General features: G+C 58.3%; 4 protein-coding genes and 2 pseudogenes. 3 read left to right on the top strand and 3 right to left on the bottom strand.

Annotated features, from left to right (window positions below):
• Both KH616_RS21075 and KH616_RS21080 read left to right on the top strand, forming a co-directional pair.
• A partial coding sequence (locus tag KH616_RS21075) for a pyridoxal-phosphate dependent enzyme (RefSeq protein WP_366835027.1) occupies positions 1–220 on the top strand: 220 nt, incomplete at its 5' end.
• 211 nt (positions 221–431) lie between these two features.
• Positions 432–788 (top strand): annotated as a pseudogene (locus KH616_RS21080) (transposase); the annotation flags it as partial.
• Positions 789–807: 19 nt separating this feature from the next.
• On the opposite strand, the pseudogene KH616_RS21085 reads toward KH616_RS21080, so the two are convergent.
• The 3 genes and pseudogenes from KH616_RS21085 to KH616_RS21095 all read right to left on the bottom strand — a co-directional run.
• Positions 808–972, bottom strand: a pseudogene (locus tag KH616_RS21085) (encapsulin); the annotation flags it as partial.
• A gap of 469 nt (positions 973–1,441) precedes the next feature.
• A complete protein-coding gene (locus KH616_RS21090; protein ID WP_292250487.1) occupies positions 1,442–2,602 on the bottom strand; it encodes an NAD-dependent formate dehydrogenase in 1,161 nt (386 codons plus the stop codon).
• Between the two features lie 78 nt (positions 2,603–2,680).
• Positions 2,681–3,325, bottom strand: coding sequence for a hydrolase (locus KH616_RS21095; RefSeq protein WP_292250489.1), 645 nt, complete (start codon positions 3,323–3,325; stop codon positions 2,681–2,683).
• A gap of 762 nt (positions 3,326–4,087) precedes the next feature.
• Between KH616_RS21095 and wrbA the strand changes: the two genes are divergently transcribed.
• The gene (gene wrbA / locus KH616_RS21100) at positions 4,088–4,690 is read left to right on the top strand and encodes an NAD(P)H:quinone oxidoreductase (protein WP_292250491.1); all 603 of its coding nucleotides are present in this window, start codon (positions 4,088–4,090) and stop codon (positions 4,688–4,690) included.
• Positions 4,691–5,107 lie beyond the last annotated feature (417 nt).

The raw sequence follows: 5,107 nt of genomic DNA on the forward strand, positions 1-5,107 counted from the left end.
CATTGTTGTCAGCGACCATGATGCGCTGAACGCTTGCAGGCGCTTTCTAGACGACCATCGCATCTTGGTGGAGCCCGCTTGCGGTGCTGCGTTGGCGACGATTTACGGACAAGCACCGGTATTGGAGGAATTCGATCAGGTGCTTGTCGTCGTTTGCGGGGGGGCAACGACAACTGCAGATCAACTCAGGCAATTGAGTAGTGGGAACTCCACGCAATAGTCGCAATGAATCGCCCCGGATTTAGTGGGGGCTCCAACTTTTGAGAGAATGGAGCCCATGAGCAAGAAGTCGAACGAGTTTTCCCCTGAAGTCCAAGAACACGCAGTCCGCATGGTGCGGGAGCATCGCGGCGAGTACCGCTATCGCTATGGGCTTAATCCTGGATTCAGAGCGTCGCTTGTTTCGGGGCCGTTACGCGTAGCCGGAGACGACGCGACAGGTGCGGCTGTACGGCAAGCCTGCGCTCGTTCGGTCTTACAACGACGCCGAATTTACCGCTGCCTGGGTCATGCGTTGGCTGCGGGATGCTGCAATCGGTTCGGCCTTCATCGCGCCCGGCAGTCCGTGGCAAAACGGCTTCGTCGAGAGCTTCAAGGGCAAGCTGCGTGACGAATTGCTGAATCGGGAATGGTTCCGCAGCCGGATCGAGGCCAAGGTGCTCATCGAACGCTGGCGGCAGTTCTACAACGAGCGTCGGCCCCATAGCGCACATCACTATCAACCTCCTGCCACGGTCCGTCGAGCCTGGCTGGATTCCGATAATATCGACGCAAGACTCATTGCCTGACTGGTCACAAAATTTCGCCTCAGATCAGCTCGACCACGACAGCCGCTTCGCTCTTCAGCATCAGGAACGTGAACGTCTCCCGCAGATGCAGCCGGACCACCTTGTCGGTATGACTGGTATAGCCGATCTACATATCCTCGCCGAGATGCGGCTCGTAGTCGACGCCGACGGTCGATAACACGCAGCGCTTGATGTGGTCTATGACCGGGTATATTGATCGCGCGCGTCTCGCTGAGCGCCGTGTGCGGTCAGCACCGTGACGGGGTAAGGCAGGATCGTGTTCTGCCGGGCACTCGGCTGATCACATCAGTCGCGAAGGCAACGACACGCAGTCTGACCGAGTTGCAGTGCACGACCGTTCGACCGAGCCATCTTGCGCATTACCCGACAATACCGCCGCTTTGCCATCGCTGCGATGCTCTCGCCGCTACCAGACAATCACGGACTCTCAATTCGCAGATAATGTGGACAATGCTCGAGCGCTGAGTCAGTGCCGCTCGGTGCGTCGGCCCATGACGGGCCGATGGCACGATGCCGGGCAATCCGTGGCGCTCACCGGTACGCTGGCAAGACGGGGAGTTCGCCCGTATCTGTACCTACCGCAAGCGGGAGCAGGATAAATCCCGCCCGCGGCTATCGACGTCCGTCCGGATTCAGGTCAACCCATAAGACTTTGCGCCAGTTCCCGCAAGCCCGCCGCCGGCAACGATCAGGTATTCATTCCGGATCGGCGTGCCGTTGAAAAAGCTTTGCAGAATCTCCAGTGTGCCCGCCGCGTAACGTGCCTGCGCGGACAGCGAGGTTCCAGAGATATGCGGCGTCATGCCGTTGTACGGCATCGTGCGCCACGGGTGGTCCGGTGGTGCCGGTTGCGGGAACCACACGTCGCCTGCATAGCCGGCGATATGACCGGACGTGAGCGCGCGCACGACGGCATCGCGATCGACCAGTTTTGCGCGCGCGGTATTGATCAGGTACGCGCCACGCTTCATGCTCGCGATCATCTCGTCGTTGAACAGGTTTTCCGTCGACGGATACAGTGGAATCTGCAGGTTGACGATATCCACAGTGCTCGCGAGCGAGCGCGGATCGGCGTGGTACGTCAAGCCCAGTTCCTGTTCGATGTCGGCACTGAGCCGGTGGCGCTGGGTGTAGTGCAGATTGAGACCGAAAGGTTTCAGCCGGCGAAGCACTGCGAGGCCGATCCGGCCCGCGCCGATCGTGCCGAAATGCATGCCTTCGATGTCATAGCTGCGGGACACGCAATCGGCGATATTCCAGCCACCCTCTTCCGAGAATTTGTGTGACGGCAGGTAGTTGCGGACAAGCGTCAACGTCACCATGACGACGTGTTCGGCGACGCTGATGCTGTTCGAACCGGTTACCTCGGCGACGGTAATGCCCGCTTTGGCGGCCGCCTCCAGGTCAACGTGATCGGACCCGATGCCGGCGGTCAAGGCGAGCTTCAGTTTCTTGGCCTTGGCGATGCGGTCCGCGGTCAGGTAAGCCGGCCAGAAGGGCTGGGAAATGACCACTTCGGCTTCAGGAAGCCACTTCTCGAATTCCGAATCCGGGCCGTCCTTGTCGCTCGTGACGATGAGCTGATGTCCGTTCGCTTCCAGGTAGTTCCGAAGCCCCAGCTCGCCCGACACGCATCCGACGAGTTCACCCGGCTTGAATCCGAGTGGGCCGGTCGGAGTTGGGGCAGTCTGACCGTCAGCATACCGGGTGATGGTCGGAATCTCGTCACGGACATAACGCGGCGGATATCCGTCTACAGGATCTGGGTAAAGGACGCATAGGACAGTTGCCATTGTGGTCTACTCCTTTCGCAATTCATTGATACTGCTCGCGGCGTGGCCATGCGGCACAAGCCTGCACCCGCGCCCGGTTCAGTCGGGAGCGCGATCGTAAGAGAACTGGATGCCGGCAGTTCCACCGGTTTCGATGAACAGGTCTATGAAAGCGGGGACGGTTTCACTGCGCGCCCAGTCGCGCTGGAGTTCGCAAAACAACTGCGCGACGCTGATCATCTTGCCGCCCGCCTGCTCGATCCGCCGAAGCGCGGCTTCATGAGCGGCTACTGACGTTCCACCTACTGCATCGACTACTACGTAGACCTCATAGCCTTCCTTGAGTGCGTCGAGCGCAGGGAAAGTCAGGCATGCTTCCGTCCAGAGCGCTGTCATGATCAGCTTCTTGCGACCCGTTGCTTTGACTGCCGCACGGAATTCGACGTCTTCCCACGAATTGATCGAGGTGCGGTCGTAGGTCGGGTAATCTCCCAGCACTGCACGCAATTGGGGGATCGGCGGCTTGTTCAGGCCGGTCTTGACATTGACTGTCGAATGAACGACTGGAAGCTTGTAGGTCACCGCCGCTTTGGACGCACCGACGATATTATTGATCAGCAATTGCCGATCCATTGAGGCAATCGAGTTCACCTGTACCGGCTGGTAATCGATGATTACAAATGCGGCATTTTGTGGGGTCAGCAGATGGTCGCTAACGGGATCTCGAGTTGGCTCGCTAGCCATAAGCACTCCTGTCCGGTAAAAGGGAGAAATTCAGTGTTCCAAGCGCCTTGATGCGACGAAATGCAGATGCACGATCGCGGATCTTCCGACATCACGCCCTGCATGCACCGGAACGCTAGCAGCGGCCGGGAACTGCGAAGCGACGATCTGGATTGCGATCGTCCGCAAGCAAAGCATTGGTTCAGCTTTCGAAGGATATTCGAATGGCCCTCAATAAATTGAGCACCATTTTTCGAACACGGGGTTCTGAATCATCGAACACAACAGTGGGTACTATGTCGTTCGCAAGATGCGCCTCTCGTCAAAAATTGTACTGACTGTAGGCCTCACTGAAGCTGATGCCCAGATTCGTACGCTTGGAACCCGTGACATATGCTTAAACCGTATTTCTAAAAAGTAGTTGCGATGCGTTCCGCACTGCACGATCGGTGGTAACCGGCTCGGACACACCGCGTCGCAATTTCTCTTGCAAAAATGGGCAGTTTCATCATTTCGTCGCATCCGCCGGTTGAATCCGAAACCCACAACGACTGATCGTCTCTGCGAGCTAGACTGCGGCTTTGCGAAGGGCGAAGGAAAATCGGCCATCCGAATACGATGTCTGAATGCCAGCGCTGCATTCGTGGCTCGCGGTGCTTCGTCGCGATGGGCGGGACAATCGGCAAAGACGCGAAACGAAAGCACGTTGATCTGCGGCAGCAGTTGTGTGATCTTGTTGCGGTTGGCGCAGGCATGCTGTACCCATCCACCAGGAGCAAAAAAATGGCGAAGATACTGGTTCTCTACTACTCGATGTACGGACATATCGAAACCATGGCCAATGCAGTGGCCGAGGGCGCCGGCTCGGTGCCCGGTACCGAGGTGACGATCAAGCGCGTACCCGAGACGATTCCCGAGGAGCAGGCAAAGGCAATCGGCGTCAAGCTGGACCAGCCTGCACCGGTAGCGACGCCCGACGAGCTGGCCGACTACGACGCGATCATCTTCGGAACGCCCACCCGTTTCGGCAACATGGCCGGGCAGATGCGGACGTTCCTCGACCATACGGGCGGCCTGTGGGTAAAAGGCGCCCTCATCGGCAAGATCGGCAGCGTGTTCGCGTCAACCGGAACGCAGCATGGCGGCCAGGAAACAACCATCACGTCATTTCACACCACACTGCTTCACCACGGCATGGTAATTGTGGGGGTGCCCTACGCGTGCGCTGGGCTCACGAACATGAGCGAAATCACCGGAGGCACCCCGTATGGCGCAACTACGCTCGCCGGTGTCGATGGAAGCCGGCATCCGTCGCAGAATGAACTCGACATTGCCCGTTATCAGGGAAAGCACGTCGCCGAGCTGGCCTCCAGACTATGTAGGTGACAAACATCATCGGGCCTTGAAGTAACCCATAGCACCTACGTGCTATGGGCCTTGTCTGCGTGCTCTCACGAATATCGACGAGTGGCTCGTTATTGCGTGGAGTCGACGTCTGAACGTCCCGACGGCATGGGCGAATGATGCTTCTTGGCCGATTACCGCCCGATGCCGCCAGCTATAGGCACGCCTGAAAAAAAGGGCGTTGCAATCCAAAGCAATGGGATCGCCCCCCGAGACGGCACGGACGTTCAAAAGTGGAGTCGCGGGTCAATCAGATAGAACTTTGCGCCGCAGTCCATCTTAGCCATGTGGGCTGTACTCCGTAAGCGTGTCCCCAGCACCGTCTCGACGATGTGAAAGGAAGTTGCCAGAGTAGTCCCCACCAAAGTAGTGGGGACCAAAGTGGCAACAGATACGCCG

Source organism: Burkholderia sp. (assembly GCF_018375725.1).
Classification (GTDB): Bacteria; Pseudomonadota; Gammaproteobacteria; order Burkholderiales; family Burkholderiaceae; genus Burkholderia.